The sequence below is a fragment of the Fischerella thermalis PCC 7521 genome, from assembly GCF_000317225.1.
Lineage (GTDB): Bacteria > Cyanobacteriota > Cyanobacteriia > Cyanobacteriales > Nostocaceae > Fischerella > Fischerella thermalis.
The window spans coordinates 103,105-119,059 of the sequence record NZ_AJLL01000033.1 but is presented as its reverse complement, the minus strand read 5'-3'; the positions used below and the strand labels follow the sequence as shown (position 1 = coordinate 119,059).

Annotated in this window: 18 protein-coding genes and 2 pseudogenes; 11 read left to right on the top strand and 9 right to left on the bottom strand. The window is 41.0% G+C overall.

Translation table 11 applies throughout. The annotated features are described in order from the left end of the window. The first annotated feature begins 67 nt into the window (after positions 1-67). On the top strand, positions 68-334 hold the full coding sequence (gene pedR, locus UYK_RS0107480; protein ID WP_009458348.1) for a photosynthetic electron transport-dependent transcriptional regulator PedR: 267 nt from the start codon (positions 68-70) through the stop codon (positions 332-334). A gap of 315 nt (positions 335-649) precedes the next feature. Here the strand turns inward: pedR and UYK_RS26020 are convergent, their stop codons facing one another. Next, positions 650-787 (bottom strand): hypothetical protein, encoded by a 138-nt coding sequence (locus UYK_RS26020; protein ID WP_009458346.1) that lies wholly within the window; start codon positions 785-787, stop codon positions 650-652. A gap of 189 nt (positions 788-976) precedes the next feature. Between UYK_RS26020 and UYK_RS0107475 the strand changes: the two genes are divergently transcribed. Both UYK_RS0107475 and UYK_RS0107470 read left to right on the top strand, forming a co-directional pair. Further along, complete coding sequence (locus tag UYK_RS0107475) at positions 977-1,633, top strand: DUF6391 domain-containing protein (protein ID WP_009458344.1); 657 nt, start codon at positions 977-979, stop codon at positions 1,631-1,633. Positions 1,634-1,741: 108 nt separating this feature from the next. After that, positions 1,742-2,740 carry a glycosyltransferase gene (locus UYK_RS0107470; protein ID WP_009458341.1) on the top strand — a complete coding sequence of 333 codons (999 nt, stop codon included), beginning with the start codon at positions 1,742-1,744 and terminating at the stop codon, positions 2,738-2,740. 424 nt (positions 2,741-3,164) lie between these two features. Here UYK_RS0107470 and cas6 read toward each other — a convergent pair whose 3' ends face one another. Beyond that, positions 3,165-4,286 carry a CRISPR-associated endoribonuclease Cas6 gene (gene cas6 / locus UYK_RS0107465; protein WP_009458339.1) on the bottom strand — a complete coding sequence of 374 codons (1,122 nt, stop codon included), beginning with the start codon at positions 4,284-4,286 and terminating at the stop codon, positions 3,165-3,167. A 282-nt stretch (positions 4,287-4,568) separates the two neighbouring features. Here cas6 and UYK_RS0107460 point away from each other — a divergent pair, with 282 nt between their 5' ends. The 4 genes from UYK_RS0107460 to UYK_RS27165 all read left to right on the top strand — a co-directional run bounded on the left by UYK_RS0107460 (position 4,569) and on the right by UYK_RS27165 (position 7,700). Then, complete coding sequence (locus tag UYK_RS0107460; RefSeq protein ID WP_009458337.1) at positions 4,569-5,588, top strand: ABC transporter ATP-binding protein; 1,020 nt, start codon at positions 4,569-4,571, stop codon at positions 5,586-5,588. A 95-nt stretch (positions 5,589-5,683) separates the two neighbouring features. Further along, positions 5,684-6,580, top strand: a complete 897-nt coding sequence (locus UYK_RS0107450) for an ABC transporter permease (RefSeq protein ID WP_009458335.1) — start codon at positions 5,684-5,686, stop codon at positions 6,578-6,580. Positions 6,581-6,672: 92 nt separating this feature from the next. Then, positions 6,673-6,933 carry a hypothetical protein gene (locus tag UYK_RS0107445; protein WP_009458334.1) on the top strand — a complete coding sequence of 87 codons (261 nt, stop codon included), beginning with the start codon at positions 6,673-6,675 and terminating at the stop codon, positions 6,931-6,933. Between the two features lie 539 nt (positions 6,934-7,472). Beyond that, positions 7,473-7,700, top strand: a complete 228-nt coding sequence (locus tag UYK_RS27165) for a tRNA ligase subunit PheS family protein (protein ID WP_258002561.1) — start codon at positions 7,473-7,475, stop codon at positions 7,698-7,700. Here UYK_RS27165 and UYK_RS0107440 read toward each other — a convergent pair. Next, positions 7,671-8,927 carry an FGGY-family carbohydrate kinase gene (locus tag UYK_RS0107440; protein WP_009458333.1) on the bottom strand — a complete coding sequence of 419 codons (1,257 nt, stop codon included), beginning with the start codon at positions 8,925-8,927 and terminating at the stop codon, positions 7,671-7,673. The two genes, UYK_RS27165 and UYK_RS0107440, sit on opposite strands and share 30 nt — an antisense overlap. 164 nt (positions 8,928-9,091) lie before the next feature. Here UYK_RS0107440 and psaM point away from each other — a divergent pair, with 164 nt between their 5' ends. Next, the gene (gene psaM, locus UYK_RS0107435; RefSeq protein WP_009458331.1) at positions 9,092-9,187 is read left to right on the top strand and encodes a photosystem I reaction center subunit XII; all 96 of its coding nucleotides are present in this window, start codon (positions 9,092-9,094) and stop codon (positions 9,185-9,187) included. Between the two features lie 391 nt (positions 9,188-9,578). Then, complete coding sequence (locus UYK_RS0107430; RefSeq protein WP_009458328.1) at positions 9,579-9,989, top strand: slr1601 family putative cell division protein; 411 nt, start codon at positions 9,579-9,581, stop codon at positions 9,987-9,989. A 283-nt stretch (positions 9,990-10,272) separates the two neighbouring features. On the opposite strand, the gene UYK_RS0107425 is transcribed toward UYK_RS0107430, so the two are convergent. From UYK_RS0107425 to UYK_RS27750, 4 genes and pseudogenes are all read right to left on the bottom strand, one after another. Beyond that, a complete protein-coding gene (locus UYK_RS0107425; RefSeq protein WP_009458327.1) occupies positions 10,273-10,986 on the bottom strand; it encodes a tetratricopeptide repeat protein in 714 nt (237 codons plus the stop codon). 551 nt (positions 10,987-11,537) lie between these two features. Beyond that, a pseudogene (locus UYK_RS0107415) lies at positions 11,538-11,819 on the bottom strand (DUF2330 domain-containing protein); the annotation flags it as partial. Positions 11,820-11,937: 118 nt separating this feature from the next. After that, a complete protein-coding gene (locus UYK_RS24100; protein WP_009458325.1) occupies positions 11,938-12,513 on the bottom strand; it encodes a hypothetical protein in 576 nt (191 codons plus the stop codon). A gap of 35 nt (positions 12,514-12,548) precedes the next feature. Continuing rightward, positions 12,549-12,703: pseudogene (locus UYK_RS27750) on the bottom strand (serine/threonine protein kinase); the annotation flags it as partial. 217 nt (positions 12,704-12,920) lie between these two features. Here UYK_RS27750 and UYK_RS0107405 point away from each other — a divergent pair. Beyond that, the gene (locus UYK_RS0107405; RefSeq protein ID WP_009458324.1) at positions 12,921-13,694 is read left to right on the top strand and encodes a MotA/TolQ/ExbB proton channel family protein; all 774 of its coding nucleotides are present in this window, start codon (positions 12,921-12,923) and stop codon (positions 13,692-13,694) included. A gap of 121 nt (positions 13,695-13,815) precedes the next feature. After that, positions 13,816-14,478, top strand: coding sequence for an ExbD/TolR family protein (locus UYK_RS0107400; protein ID WP_009458323.1), 663 nt, complete (start codon positions 13,816-13,818; stop codon positions 14,476-14,478). A gap of 131 nt (positions 14,479-14,609) precedes the next feature. Here UYK_RS0107400 and UYK_RS0107395 read toward each other — a convergent pair whose 3' ends face one another. Further along, a complete protein-coding gene (locus UYK_RS0107395) occupies positions 14,610-15,107 on the bottom strand; it encodes a gluconokinase (RefSeq protein ID WP_009458321.1) in 498 nt (165 codons plus the stop codon). A gap of 142 nt (positions 15,108-15,249) precedes the next feature. After that, positions 15,250-15,858: a 3-isopropylmalate dehydratase small subunit gene (gene leuD / locus UYK_RS0107390; protein ID WP_009458316.1), complete on the bottom strand. Its 609-nt coding sequence runs from the start codon at positions 15,856-15,858 to the stop codon at positions 15,250-15,252. Between the last annotated feature and the right edge of the window lie 97 nt (positions 15,859-15,955).

Sequence of the window (15,955 nt, the reverse complement as noted above, 5' to 3'; positions counted from 1 at the left end):
AGCTAAAGAATCTTCTAGAATGAGAAAGAGTGATTGAGTACATATACCAAGGAGGATAAAATAAAGCATGGCTGGTGGCGAGTCTCAGACCCCTGTAAGTCTGTCAGACAGAGAACTGCAAATTATCGACTTAGTGGCCGCTGGCTTAACTAATCAGGAAATTGCAGCAAAGCTTGAAATTAGCAAGCGTACAGTTGATAACCATATCAGCAACATTCTCACCAAAACTGGTACAGACAATCGAGTAGCCCTTGTCCGCTGGGCTTTGCACTGGGGCAAAGTCTGTTTGGATGATGTAAACTGCTGTCCTTTGCCTAATCCCAATAATGAATAAACTTACTAGTATGCTGTCAAGCCCATTTTGATCGGTTTTTGTTCATTTTTCTCCTCACGCCTGATGTTAAGTGTCAACCTTTCAAAATTCAGCGCCACATACTACTGGAAGATTGGTTAAGCTTAGGAACAGTCTTTACCCAAGGATGAGAATTAATATATGCCAGGTTAAGCATCCCGACTGTACGAGTTAAGGTATTGGGCATTGGGCATGGGGCATAGGAAAATCATCATTATCTTAATTACCCTTACCCATTACCCTTACGGGTTTGCCAGTTGCTCATGGGGAAACCCCCATAGACGTGCAAGCGGTGAGCTAGTGTGGTGGACTGTTTCCCCGACATAAAGTAGCCAATCCGCCCTTGGGGGTTCCAAGAGTTGTAGCACGTGGCGTCACCTGGCGTACCCGTAGGGCTTCCCGAAGGGTAGACCGCGCTGGCTCACCAATACCCATTACCAATTACCAGTCTACGCAACAGCATAAGTATTCAAGTGAATGTAATGTTGTTAAAACGAAAAATCTAGAAAACCTACCCTTGAAAGCTAGCCCCTAGTCAACAAAAATTAGCAACAATCTATAGGCTGAAAGGGTACATTTAAAAGAAATATGTATTGCTCCATCAGTGTAGCGAGCAGTGTTCTTATGAATAATTTTGCTTATGCCAAAATAGATGGGTTTCCCTTAGACTTATTTAATTTTGATTTAACAGCACCTCAACCCACCTTAGATGCTGATTTACTTAAACAGCTATCTTTTATCCCAGGGTTGAAAGAAATTCTCATGCTTCGGCAAGTTCATGCTTTAGAACATGCCACAGTGTGGATGCTGAGCGAATCAAAAAGTACCCATCCTTCCGCATTCATCTCCAATAATGTTCAGATAGATAACAAATTATTGGGTGGATTGTCCACAGAGCAAGGTTTCTATCTGTATGGAGAGGTAAATATTAGCGACTTGCGGCGTGCAGCCACACTTGCCTTACATCGATTGATCAATGGGGAGTGGCATTTAGCTATACATCCTCGCTGCGGTACAAATGCATCAGTAGCAATGCTGTTGACAGCAGGATTTGCAGTTGGTATGCATATATTGCTACCACTAGGCATAATAGAACAACTCGTAGGTTTAGGTTTGGCAGCAACGACAGCAGCAGAATTAGCCCCTGATGTGGGTGCTTTAGCACAACGATACATCACAACTGCCATTCCCTTTAATTTGAAAATTGAAAACATAACGCGTACAACAGATGTATGGGGAAAGGAGGCGTATTTTGTAAAAGTATGCTGGCAGGAGGAGTAGGAAGAGGTGGGGACAAGGAAGACAAGGAAGACAGGGAAAACAAGGAAGACAAACGATATAATAGATTCCCAACCAACCACCAACAAACAACAATCAACAATTTAGCTAATGAGAAAACTTTACTTTTTACTTCCTGGGACAGATAGAAAGTTTGCTTGTGGTGGTCTTTGGGCAGAATTAAAAACATTTCATCTTGCAAAACATCTTTGCCATGCTGATATCGTTACTTATCGTCAAAAAGAAGAAGGAAAACTTTTTATTGATGACTTGTTGCAAGAAAAAAAATTAGATGATGTGATTTTTGTGATCAGCTGGGGTTTTGATGTAGCCAGACTTGCTACTAAACTCAAGCAATATAATGTTGTTTATCATGCCCATAGTGCAGGTTATGGATTTAAATTGCCTGCAAGTATTCCTATCATTACTGTTAGCCGCAATACCATGGGATATTGGGGACAACATTCACCCCATTCGCTGATATATTATTTACCCAATCAAATTGGTAACGAGTTTCAAAATATCCACTTAGAAAGAGATATTGATGTGTTAGTTCAGGCTCGGAAATCTTCGCAATATTTGATGCAAGAATTGATTCCAGCCTTACGACAAAAATGTCAAGTTTTTGTTGTTGATTCCTATGTCGAGGATTTACCGGGACTTTTTAATCGAGCTAAGATATATCTCTATGATTCTGCTGAATATTGGACACAGCAAGGTGTAAGTGAAGGATTTGGCTTGCAACCTTTGGAAGCTATAGCTTGTGGATGTCAGGTTTTTTCTAGTATTAATGGTGGTTTATCTGATTACTTAGATCCTGGTTTTAATTGCTATAAAATAGCTGCTTATTCAAAAGAATATGATATTCAACGCATTCTGAAACTATTGAATAATTGGAAAGTACCGGTATTACCTGAAGAGTTTTTAGCAGAATACAGGCATGAAAATATTATCAAACGTTTAGAAGTGATTTTAGATGATTTAAATGACTTTTTTGATCATAAAAAAGATTATCCTGGTAATATCAATAATTTAACAAAAATCCGTTTGACTCAATTACGGTTACAAACACTGTTTAATAAGGTGAAAAAGAAGTATTTCAAAATTTAATAATTAATTATTTATGTAATTGAACGTGGTGAGCAACATAGAGAGAGGCAGATCCCCAACTTCTTTTAAGGGATACAAGTGGCGAATAGGGGTTCTGAGCCGAATGGCACTAAGATAAGCGATCGCCTCAAGAGGGACGATAAAAAATGCCAGAATCGGTAGGAAAAAATAATATCTGTCCGCTTGAACACTTATATTATCCGTCGGGGTCGGTAATGGGTAATGGGTAATTGGTGATCATTAGTTATTTTTTCACCATGCCCGATGTTCAACATCCAAGCTTTATATCATAAGCAATTAGTTGGACATGATATAAGTCAAAAAATCACAAAATTAATACACTAAAAAACCTCTCTAGTCCTTATAAAACTCTGAGTCCCTCCGTGCCAAACTTTGTGACCCTTTGTGTTTCTAACTTCAAATCTCAAACAGAATCAGAATTGTTTGCCAAAGCCCGTCTTGCTAATTTTGCATAAGTCTTCACCGTCTCATAAGGTATCCCCATATCCTGGGCAATAACTTGCAAAGATTCTCCCATTTCCCGACGTGCCAAAATAGTAGCCCATTTAGCTGCTATCTCTTGCGCCCGCACTCCTCCTGTCCGCTTGCGTTGCGCCTTAAAAATATCTGTTAAATCTTCTATTCTTTTTGCCAATAAACTTTCCACATTTGGCACTTCTGGCGTTGCTTGTAATGACCAACCTAAACGTGTTTGTCCTAATCCAAAGGTAGTTTTGTGACCAGTACCACAGTAAGGTGCAAGCTTTCCTAAAGCATAAAATAACTTATAAAACTCCGGTTGCTTAGCTGCTTGTTTACTTAAACCAAATTCTATCGCGCCTGTAAACCCTGTAACAGCACCTTTCTTTCCTGCTAGCACTTTTGCGGATGTCAGTTGGTGACGAGTAATTAATACATGCTCATCCACCCAAGCCAAAAATGTTTCTTGGTCAACAGGCATACCCGAAAAGTCATTCCAACGACGCAGATAACTGTGGAAGACATTCGTAGGCATTGGCAAGGGTAGGTGATGACCCTTGCGACGGAAACTTGTTGGACTTAAAAATTGGAGTGCTATTGTGTCTTCGTGGTCAGAGTTGAGTAACTCAGCATATGTGACCGCATGAGTAATTTGACACGATTTAATTTGCAGAGGTGCATTCCGTAAATTTACTTCTGTGGGTGGGTTTTTCAGCCATTGTGCCAGCCATGTTACTAGCCGCTTTGATAAAACTGTAACATACCAATGGTAAGTATTGCTAGCAAAAAGGTGTAACTGTTTACCACTGCTGACCAATTTTCCATCTAATGCAGAGATTGTAAATGGTTTTTCTGACTCGCCATCATGGAGGTAAGCAGAAAGTTCTGGATCTACAGCACGCACTTGATCCAGAAACCAAGCGTGCAGTCCAATGGTGTATTGGGGATAAATGGAAACATCTGCTTTGGGGGCTAATTCAAATACTAATCCTACTAGTTCTGTGTTGGCTGACCAGCTGAGGTGAGATTCGTAGTTATTAATTATACTTGGGTGACTGCGAGGCATTGTTTAAAATTTAGAATAATTGGTTTTTTATTCCCCAGGAGGGGAACAAAAGGTAATTTTAACAGAGCGATCGATTTTGAAGTTTGAGCAGATAAAATTTTTACACATTGAAGGTAACAGCATAAAATTCATCAGTCTTTGGACAGATGACTTGCAATCACCCTGGTATAAAAACCACATAATGAAAGTTAAATATTTTTCTAATCATTAGTCTTAACTCCTAACTCTTAAAATAAGAGTAGACACTGTTGAGATTTGTATAGTTATTAGGGATTACCTGTCATGGCTCCCGCCGTTTTAATTGAAAACCTTAAAAAGCGCTACGGTTCGGTTGAAGCCGTCAAGGATGTTTCCTTTCAGGTAGAACCAGGAGAAATTTTTGGTTTACTTGGTCCCAACGGAGCCGGCAAAACTACTACCCTACGTGCTTTGTGTACTCTCACTACACCAGATGCTGGTAAAATCGAAGTATCTGGTATTTCCGTGATAGATAATCCGAGAGCAGCTAGAAAAAGACTTGGTTATGTAGCTCAGGAAGTAGCTATAGATAAAATATTAACTGGACGCGAACTCCTGCAACTGCAAGCAGCACTCTATCACTTAAACGCGGCAGTGGCAAAACAGCGCGTTGAGGCGGTGCTAAATTTACTCGGTTTGCAAGAATACGCAGATCAAAAGACTGGCGCATACTCTGGTGGTTTACGCAAACGCCTAGACTTGGCAGCCGGATTACTACATGCACCAGATGTCCTAGTTTTAGATGAGCCAACAGTGGGGTTGGACATAGAAAGCCGTTTTATTGTCTGGGAATTTCTGCGTAAATTGCGTGAAGCTGGAACTACTGTAGTGATTACCAGCCATTATTTAGAAGAGATAGACGCTTTAGCCGATCACGTGGCGATAATTGACCGGGGTGTAGTCATAGCCAATGGTACACCCTCAGAACTCAAAGATAAAGTGGGAGGCGATCGCATCACCCTGCGTATCCGCGAGTTTACACCCACAGAAGAAGCAGAAAAAGCCAAAAACTTACTTACACCTCTGGCATTTGTGCAAGAAGTAATCATCAACAGCGCTCAAGGAAATTCTCTAAACTTAGTGGTAACACCACAAAATGATGCTTTGATAACCATCCAACAAGCGCTAAATCATGCCGGATTACCCGTATTTGGGATTGCCCAATCTCGTCCTAGTTTAGACGACGTTTACCTCACCGCCACAGGACGCACCCTCATGGATGCAGAACTAGCAGCCCTGGGAAACCGTGACCCCAAAGCAGAGAAAAAGCAAAATATGAGATGAAGGTAATGGGTAATGGGTAATAGGAAAGAAAACCACCAATTACCAATTACCAATTACCAATTACCAATTATCAATTACCAACAACCAAAATAGATATGAGTGGTACTGTTATACCTCCCAAATCAGAAATTAACTGGCAGCAAGTGGCTGCACCACAAGTTTACGCTGATACAGCTCCTAATTTTGTTGGTGAGCTAGTTCAAGAAACCGTGGCTTTGACACGCCGCTTATTTATTCAATTGCAGCGCCGTCCTTCCACCTTAGTTGCAGGTATTATTCAACCTGTAATGTGGTTAGTGTTATTTGGCGCTTTATTTCAAAACGCACCCAAAGGAATTTTTGGCAGTACAACAAATTACGCCCAATTTCTCAGTGCTGGTATTATTGTTTTTACTGCCTTTGGTGGAGCGTTAAATGCCGGTTTACCAGTCATGTTTGACCGTGAATTCGGCTTTTTGAATCGGCTGTTAGTTGCTCCTCTGGCATCACGATATTCAATTGTATTGGCTTCTGCCATATTTATCATTAGCCAAAGTTTGCTGCAATCAGCCGTGATAGTAGCAGCAGCAGGGTTTCTCGGTGCAGGGGTACCCGATATAGCTGGTTTGGCAACTATTGCTTTGATTGTCTTTCTTCTAGCTTTGGGTGTAACAGCCCTCAGCTTAGGTTTGGCTTTTACCCTACCCGGACACATCGAGCTCATAGCAGTAATTTTTGTTACAAACCTGCCTCTATTATTTGCCAGCACAGCTTTAGCTCCATTATCGTTTATGCCCCAGTGGTTGCAGGTTGTAGCTACCCTTAATCCTCTTAGCTACGCCATCGAACCGATTCGCTATCTTTACACCCATCAAGATTGGGGCTTAAAGAGCGTGGTGATGCACGCCTTTTGGGGTGACGTTACCTTTGGTAGCGCCCTAGCTGTATTGTTAGGCTTTGCTCTTGTTGCTTTGTTAATCATTCAACCCCGACTGCGGCGGACTCTTTCGTAAAAGGGGTGAGAGGGTAATGCTTTTGTAGTTGGCGCTTTAGCGCTAACTACGAACATAAATTCTAAAATAATTTGGATTTAGCAGGTATAAAAATGAGAGTTTGGCTAGCTTGCTTTGTAGTGCTGTTTGCCCTAGCACAGTTATTTGATTGGGTACAAGGATTGCAATTACCGCTACCCATTTATATTTTGGGTGGAGCATTCTTAGCGGTTGCATCCAACTATGAAAAACTGTTTGGTACATATTTTAGTGATGTCACTGATACCAGCATGGAAGCATCAGTGGAACAATTTCAGTTAGACTCTCAAGGCGAAGCCACTGGTTCGATGATTTCTCCTGCAACTGAAGATTAGTACAAATCTGGTATTGCTGAATAATGCGATGATTTAGGCTGACACCCAGACGCGGTTATTATTTTTGATGCAAATTCTCAAATCACCCCGCAAATATGCAACGCCAAAAATATTAACAGAAATCGAACACCCTATAAAGTGATGAACTTGTAGAAAAATCGGTGTTCATCTGTGTTCATCTGTGTTCGTTTTTCCTCCACCAGAATTCATCGCAAACCACTATATCTTGGGTGAATCTAACACCGATACACACCGATAAACACAGATGACACAGATGGATTTTCCGTCGGTGGTTAGACGGTAGGCTACTTAGAACTCACACCACAGCGATGATGCCGGAGTTACTTTATAAAGTGATGAACTTGTAGAAAAATCGGTGTTCATCTGTGTTCATCTGTGTTCGTTTTTCCTCCACCAGAATTCATCACAAACCACTATATCTTGGGTAAATCTAACACCGATACACACCGATAAACACAGATGACACAGATGGATTTTCCGTCGGTGGTTAGACGGTAGGCTACGTTGATGGCAAATGGATTGAAGTAGGAGAATGTGGGGAAGTTCATCTTGATTTGTTGCGATCGCATTCTAGCGGTTTAGCATCAGGATGGGGACTAGATCGTTTGGTAATGCTGGTAAAGGGAATAGATGATATTCGCTTATTACGAAGTACCCTTATTTTAAAGAAAGGAGATAAACCAACATATATATTATTATCGGGTGTAAAAAGCAGTTCATTCTCTCATTCTTCGCATTGCCAATAAAGCTGTTCCATAAGCTGCTTCTGTATTCATAGAACGCATCACCGGGACTTGTAAATACCGCCCCCTAATTGTCGTCCAAGTGTCATTTGCTGCACCACCGCCGGCTGTATAAACACGAGTTAACTTATCTGCTCCCAATTCTTGCAATAACTCATATCCGCGTGTCTCAATTCTGGCAATACTTTCTAATAACCCATGTAGAAATTCCACAGGATTATCTGGACGTGGTTCTAGTCGTGGCTGTAAATTGGGGTCATTAATCGGAAAGCGTTCGCCCGGTTTCAACAAGGGATAATAATCCAAAACACTTGCTTGGCTAGTATCAATTTCCTGGCTCAAACTTTCTAATTCGGTGTTAGTAAAAAATTGCCGCAGCACAGCACCACCAGTATTAGAAGCACCTCCAGTTAGCCATAAATCCCCCAAACGATGGCTATAAATACCATATCTGACATCTTCTACACGGGTACGGCTTAAAAGCTTCAGTACGAGTGTGGAACCAACAGAAGTCACTGCTTCTCCTGGTGACTCTGCACCACTAGCAAGAAATGCTGCAATACTGTCTGTTGTACCTGCACACACCAAGCAATCTTTGGGGAAATTATATTTAGCAGCAATCTCTGGGCGTAGTTCTGCGATGGCACTACCAGGAGTTACTACTTTAGGTAGATGAATAGAAATTTGCAGTTGATCCAACCATTGTGGATATTGCAAAGTTTCTACGTCATAACCCAGTTTTAAAGCATTATGGTAATCGCTAATACCCAATTGCCCATGCAACAGAAATGCTAGCCAATCTGCTTGATGCAGAAAATATTTAGCTTGGGTGAAAAAAGCTTGCTGTGACATCCACAAAAGTTTTGCCAGGCTTGAGGTTGTACTTAAAACAGTATGATTTGGGGGTGCTGCACTCTTTAACCTATCCATCACCACAGCACCCCGTCCATCGTTGTACAGCAAGGGTGCATCTACAGGATTGCCAACAGCGTCGCACAACAAGACAGTTGAAGAGGTACCATTGATAGCGATCGCTCTAATTTCTCGCCTCAATTCCCCAGAAATTTGCTCTAGCAGGCTAAACAAAGCCATCTGCCAAATATTTCCTAAGTCAACGCGAGGGGACATCTCAAACGGGTATATCACCCGTTGTTGCATAATCCCTACTTCATCAATCACCATACCTCGTGCGCCAGATGTCCCAAAATCAATACCCAGATAAAAACCCATATTCACATCAAAATTTTCTTAACAATCCTTTATTAACAACTAACCACGAACAACCAATCCATTTGTTTTGTTTCATCTTGTAACAACCTATTCCCCATTCTTGGCAAAACAAGGAAAAGTAGTAAACGTAATCAAAATTTGTTGAGATTAGGAGGTTTGAAACCATGAGTATATCTGATACTCAAGTCTACATCGCTTTGGTTGTGGCTCTGGTTCCAGGTTTTCTGGCTTGGCGCTTAGCAACAGAACTTTATAAATAAACCATTGCAATAACCAAAACAAGTCGAAATTGGCGAGCAGCAATTCGGATAATCCTTTATTCTGAGTTTTGCCCGCCTGATTTCGATTTGTTGTATAGTTTGCACAGATTCCCCTGACAATAGCTGCCTTCTGACTTCTTCATGTACTTTTAAAATCGCATATAAAAGCCAATAAACCTGGCAATACGGGTGCATTTGCCGAAGGCTGACGGTTGGAACCGTAGTACTTGGTGTGCAGTTACGTACGTATACCAGGTTTATTTTTGACTAACTGCATACGTGTAGCAATTTCCAAAAAATGAAGTAATATGACAGCTAAATAAAACCGTAAACAGCGCCGGAGCATTGTTTACGGTGCATAAATTTCATCAGCGAGGTTCTTTTAATTATTATGAATGCGATTCAACCATCCAGACCCCCGCTACAACCAATACCAAGACGTCAAGTTGCTCCCAGACCAAAGCGGCATCTACGTCAACGTTCTTACCAAGTGATGGCGTTGGAGACAACAGCAAAGATAGGGGTTAATATTGTGATTTCAGTAGCAGCAGTAACTGCACTGGTAAGACTTTTACCTTATCACTGGTCGCAGCAAGCTAAGTTACAAGAAATTAACACAGAACTTAGGCAGGTAGAAGCACGAGTAAATGCTTTGAATGTAGAATTTAGCCGTAATTTTGATCCGCGTCAAGCTAAAAGCATTATGCAAGAGCAAGGATACCGATTTGATCCAAACCAGCGTCCTATAATGCTTATAAAGCCGAAAGCGGTAGAAGTTGAACAAGTAGAATCTTCTCCTTAAATAGAATTTCGGTTTAACATTTAGACACTTATAGGTTTATTTCTAATAACCTACGTATAAACACGTAGTATATCAAAAAAGAATTAACAGCTAATAGTTAATAGTTAGCAGCTCTCGTTTAGGAGCTACGTAGTTATCATCTATTAGCTATTAGCCGCTGCAAAAGTGATCAGTTATCAGTCAACAGTGATCAGTAAAATAAGGATGTAATTTGTATTTTGATACGATTGAATTCACTTTGTTATACCTAGTTTTCGGCTGATAACGGTTTATTGCTTACTGTTTACTGAATTTTGGTTAACTCGTTGAACCAATTTTCCACTTGTAAACGCAAGCGAGAGTTAGGAATTTCCTGTTTAGTATCAAACGACGGTAGTAAAAGCAAAGCACGACGATAATCAGCGATCGCACAATTCCAGTCACCCCAGAGATGATAAGTTCTACCGCGTTCTGCTAAAATACGACCTTCTAACTGACCAAACAGCAGCGCTACTTCAAAATTATCAATAGCTTCTTCATATTGTCCCAAGTCGCGTAAAGTAATGCCTCTGTTCAACCATGCTCGGACATAACTAGGGTTCAAATCCAGTGCTTGATCGTAGTCAGCGATCGCTGCTATTAATTCCCCATGAGCAGCATAGTAATTAGCTCGATTGTTATAAGCACTAGCCAACTTAGGATTAAGCTGCAAAGCTGTATTGTAATCGCAAAAAGCTTTTTGGCTTTCGCCGCATTGAAAATAAATTAGTCCCCGGTTGTTGTAATCAATCGCATTTTGAGGATGACGCTTGATCAGCTGACTCAACAGCGCGATCGCCTCAATGTAGTCTCCTTGTCGGGCTGACTTCAAAGCACAAGAGCGTAAGTAGCTGTCACCGAAAGCAGATTCGCCGCTACCGTTATTTTCTCGCTGCTGAAGATTTTTGGTAGTTTTTAACACGTTGTTATATCTGTGATTTTGCTGTTCACCAGATGCTAAAAATGAGTGGCTGTTCATATCTTCCTGCCTGAGCTGCTTGCTCTGTGAATCAACTTATAATAATTTGCACTGCTTGTGGTTCTGCCCCTGTGTCACTTACTAAGGTGTCTATGAGTACATAGAAAAGCACCCTGTATGAATATTACCGATCACTAGAAGATGAATAACGTCATATTTAAATTAATCCTTGAGTTTAATAGTAGATACTTCATCCTCAAGGTCAATTCCAGAAACAGCAAATATCAATCTAGTAGACTAGTCAAGTAGTAGAAGCAACAACTTGTTAGAATCCTCGGTAATTTTGATTCTGGCAACAACTGCCCTTTTAAATTGGTTTGAAGAAGGCAGCTATTTTGGAGGCAGAGGAGGCGCGGGTTCGCCACCTGTGGGCGAACAAGGAGCGCCGTGGCAGAAGGTTCCGTTTAGAAGGGGATTCAGACCCCTCCTAAACGGGAGCCACCAAATTTTCAATTTGGTGGGGGTCTTAAACCCTTGGCTCCTTTCGGTCGCCCAGAGGGTTCGGGCATTCAGGAGAAGGGATTTTCCCTTCAGCATAGCTGCCCTCTGCCTTCGATGATCTTAGGGTTACCGATACGTACTTGTTCTTTTTGGATAACAGTAGGTACAGGTACAACGATCGCAAAATCTTTCACATCACCTTGGTAGTCATTAGCCATCGTTAACACAGTGCGATCGCCACTATGCGCGATCGCCACCTGCGAAGCCTTGTTGTATAGTTTTGTATCCGCTTTTGCAACATAAAAACCGCAAAATGCCCAAGCCGTAGGTGCAAAGCAAAATATAACTGCACATATCAGCAGTAATGAAATCAGGTGTCTTAAGCGTTTCATAATTCCAGTAATGTTAGTAGTTAGTTATTTGTTTTGTGTTTCTCCCGTGTCCTGCTTGTCTCCCTTCCCTTCTAGTCCCGTGTAATTGGTATACCCAACCACTCACTCAATTCATGGGCTAACCATTGTACTTCTGCTTCTGAATTAATGCCCCCACCGATGCCACACAGTTGATATTTCCGGTTGGAACCTCAGTTTTAGCACCCAGAAAATCGGAAGTAGAATGTTTGGGAATATACACCAGTTTGGTAATTTTTTGTCTGGGTGCAGGACGATTCCGGGGAAATTTCCAACCTAATATTTCCCAGGTGAGAGTTATGTGCTTTTGATCCACTCGTAAATAAATGCCTAAAAACAAAGCAAACAGAACTGTATTTCCCATGAGAAAGCTAGCACCCCAAAAGGGAAGTGAAATTAAGGCTAAGGGTATGTTGCTAGGGAAAGGTGTCAGCATGACACCAACAGTCCACAAAAGAATAAATGAATTCCAAGCGATCGCAAATAGACTTCCCATCCCAAATAAAGGATGAAAACCAACTGGTGGGATAAAAATTTTTAAATAATTCCCATCTTTTGTTAGTCTAATTTTACTAATAGCTGGTTTTTGAATAGCAACAGGCGCAAAATCTCTTTGCAAGACAGTAATTGCTTCTTGGGCAGAAGTCAAACGTCGTTCTAAACTAGGCTCAATCATCAACCTCAACCAATAGGTGAAGGTAATACTTAAATCAGATCATCCCATTCAAAGTCATTGCTAAAGGATAGTAACTTGATCACGACTAATTCTTGCGTTTCCAAATTACGGGCTAACAAAGTACGCCTTCCAGCTTTTTTCCCAACTGTTGCTGTACTGCGTAATGCCTACCTAACACTTCACCAGCCATATCAAGCGCTATTTTTATTAAATACTCAACATTAATAGCTAGATGTTACTGATTTCAGCAAGTCTGACTCTTGCTGGAAAAAAATCTAACTACATTATTTAATTCACGAGCTAGCTATATAATTTCTAATTCAAATTCAACAAAGCCACCTTTACCACTCTAGTATTAAAATGCTGTGGGATAGTTGCTACAGGAATGGACGGAGGGAATCTCAACAGTGGAAATTATCGATATATTTCGCAAAGTTGGGCCGGTGATCTGGCCATTACTTTTGTTTTCGGTGTTGGCGTTAAGTGTGATTTTAGAGCGTCTATGGTTCTGGTTCCGAATTTTGAATCAGGAAAAAGAAACTGTTAATCGCATTCTAGAAGCTGCACGTAACAATTGGGAAATCGCTAGGGATATTGCTAGACAAGCAACTGACCAGCCTATTGGTAGGTTTTTGTATGCTCCTTTAAGCCAACCAATAAGCAATCCAGAACTATTTCGCCTCGCACTAGAGTCAACAGCAGAAACCGAGTTAGCCCAGATGCGACGGGGTGAAAAAGTTTTAGAACTTGTGATCGCTGTTTCTCCGTTGTTGGGATTGTTTGGTACAGTCTGGGGTTTGATAGGGTCTTTGGAATCAATTAAGATTGGTGATTTGGGAACAGAAGCAACAGCAGGAGTGACTACTGGTATTGGAGAAGCTCTATACAGTACAGCACTAGGAATGGGAATCGCGATCGTCAGCTTGATTTTTTACCGATTCTTTCAAGCTTTACTGGTTAATCAAGTCAAAATATTCCGCAAAGCGGGGAATGATTTGGAAATTCTTTATTTGCAATCACCGCCTGATTTAAGCAAAAGTCAATCTAACCTCGCCCAGCCCGAAGTGATTGTTCGAGATTCTACCGAAGGAAAATTCCTTCCCCCGCGCAAGCGAACTCAAAATAAGTTTTCTGAACCTCCAGAAATTTCAGATTCAGATAGATCCGATTCTGAAAATTGAGTTATGTGTTGTTGGTTGTTTGTTGTTTGTTTTTAGAACAATCAACCATCAACTACCAACTCTCAACTAATCTCAACTAATCACCAGTTCAGCAAACAATTTAATCTCAAAATACTAGCTTATGAAAGTTAATTTACATACTCCCATTGAAGATACTCAAGTTCAGCTCATTCCCTTAATTGATGTCATTTTTTGTATTTTGACGTTTTTTATCTTGGCATCTCTACAATTTACTCGACAACAAGCAATTAATGTTGACTTACCTAAAGCCAGTTCAGCAACAGGAAGTGTCAATGCAGTGCAAGGAAAAAATATTTTACCTGTAACTATTGATGCTGTTGGTCAGATCTATGTAGAAAAACAACCAATTAAACGTGAACAACTAGCAGGGATTTTAAGAAATTATTTGCAGCAAAATCCTAATGGTACTTTGGTACTAAATGCCTCTCGCTCAGCAACTTATAACGATGTCATAGAAATATTAGATTTGCTGCGACAAGTGGGAGGCGATCGCGTATCTTTGGGAATTATACCCGGTTCTTCAGACAGACCGGCTAATTCTCTACCTATTACTCCTCCATCTTTTCCAGTTAACCCTGGTGCAGCACCTCTACCCAACACTGCACCAGTGGCTCCATTAAATCCTCAAGGCGATTTTAACCTCAATTCCCCTTCAATTCCTAATTCCGTTCCCTTTCCTGCTGCACCTGGTCAGCCGAACACAGGTACTTCTCTCCAACAACCCCCAGCATCAAGCAACACTAATCCTGCTCCACCAAGATAAGATCAACAGACGTGCCATAGCACGTCTCTAAATTTCTAAACCTAAAAATAAAATAATTTTTCACTTCCGAATATTTACTCCTTCAAACCATCGTTCAATAATTAACATTTTGTCTAGATATCAAATAGATTTTAGCTTACAGTTTCTAGCCCCAAACTCTCCCGAATATTTTGCACAATTACCTCTGGCGGTGCTGAAATATCTACATACAAAGCATCAGCAGGTTCTTCAAGACTATCAAACTGACTTTTGAGGAGTTTTTCGGACATAAAGTGATTTTGACGCTGATTCAGGCGTTTTTGAATCAAATCGAACGAACCTTTGAGATAAACTAACTTGATGCGTTCATCACCGATGAAAAAATACTGACGATAGCTAGATTTAAGTGCAGAACAGGCCAGTACTACATTCTGATTGTCTTCCAAACATTCTTTGATCGCTGCTTGTATGTCTTGCAGCCAAGGTAAGCGATCGCCATCATCCAGAGATATACCACGCCGCATTTTGTCGATATTTTGAGGCGAATGGAAATTATCAGCGTCGCTAAATTCCCAATGCAAAGAATCTGCTAATAGTTTAGCGATGGTGCTTTTACCCGAACCGGAAACACCCATGACCAGAATAATCATTTATTGTTTGTATGCTTATTAATAGAAATGTACTCATACTAGTAAAAACAATTTACTTTATGAAAAAATCGACCACCGATGCACACGGATGCACACCGATGGACGCAGATAGATTTACCCTATGCATTGATGCTTTCGACTTTTAGCTGGCGGCGACTTTACTCCAACTCAAGTACGGTAATTTTGCTGCCGTTGCCCGAATTTGATCCGCGTGTGCGACCAACTGCCCGCAAGCATCCCAACTACCGGAAACAAACATATTTTTCGCAGCTTCTCCCATTGAAATTGGGGCAGAAAAATCACCAAATTGTACTTGCATAGTTTCTAAATTCACCGTCACAGACACTTGAGGATTAGTGGCAATGAATTCTTGCAGTTGTTTGACGGTAGTAGAATCAGCGGTAACACAGGGAATGCCCATTGCTACACAGTTACCAAAAAAGATTTCCGCGAAGCTTTCACCTACTAAAGCTTGAATACCCCATTTAGCGATCGCTTGGGGTGCGTGTTCCCGTGAAGAACCACAACCAAAGTTACGGTTTACTACCAAAATCTTCGCGCCTTGATACTGCACTTGATCAAAAGCATGTTCTCCTTTGAGTGCGGCGCGATCATCAGCAAATACATGCTCACCCAAACCATCAAAAGTAACACAGCGCAAAAAACGGGCAGGAATGATGCGGTCAGTATCAATATCATCACCTACCAAAGGAATACCACGACCGGAAACAGCTTTAACTTCACTTACCATAAAAAGTACTTTTTGAGGTTTTATTCACAAAATTTCCTTTGTGTCTTAGTGTCTTTGTGGTTCAAAAAATACGTTTTATTAACCACCAAGGCACTAA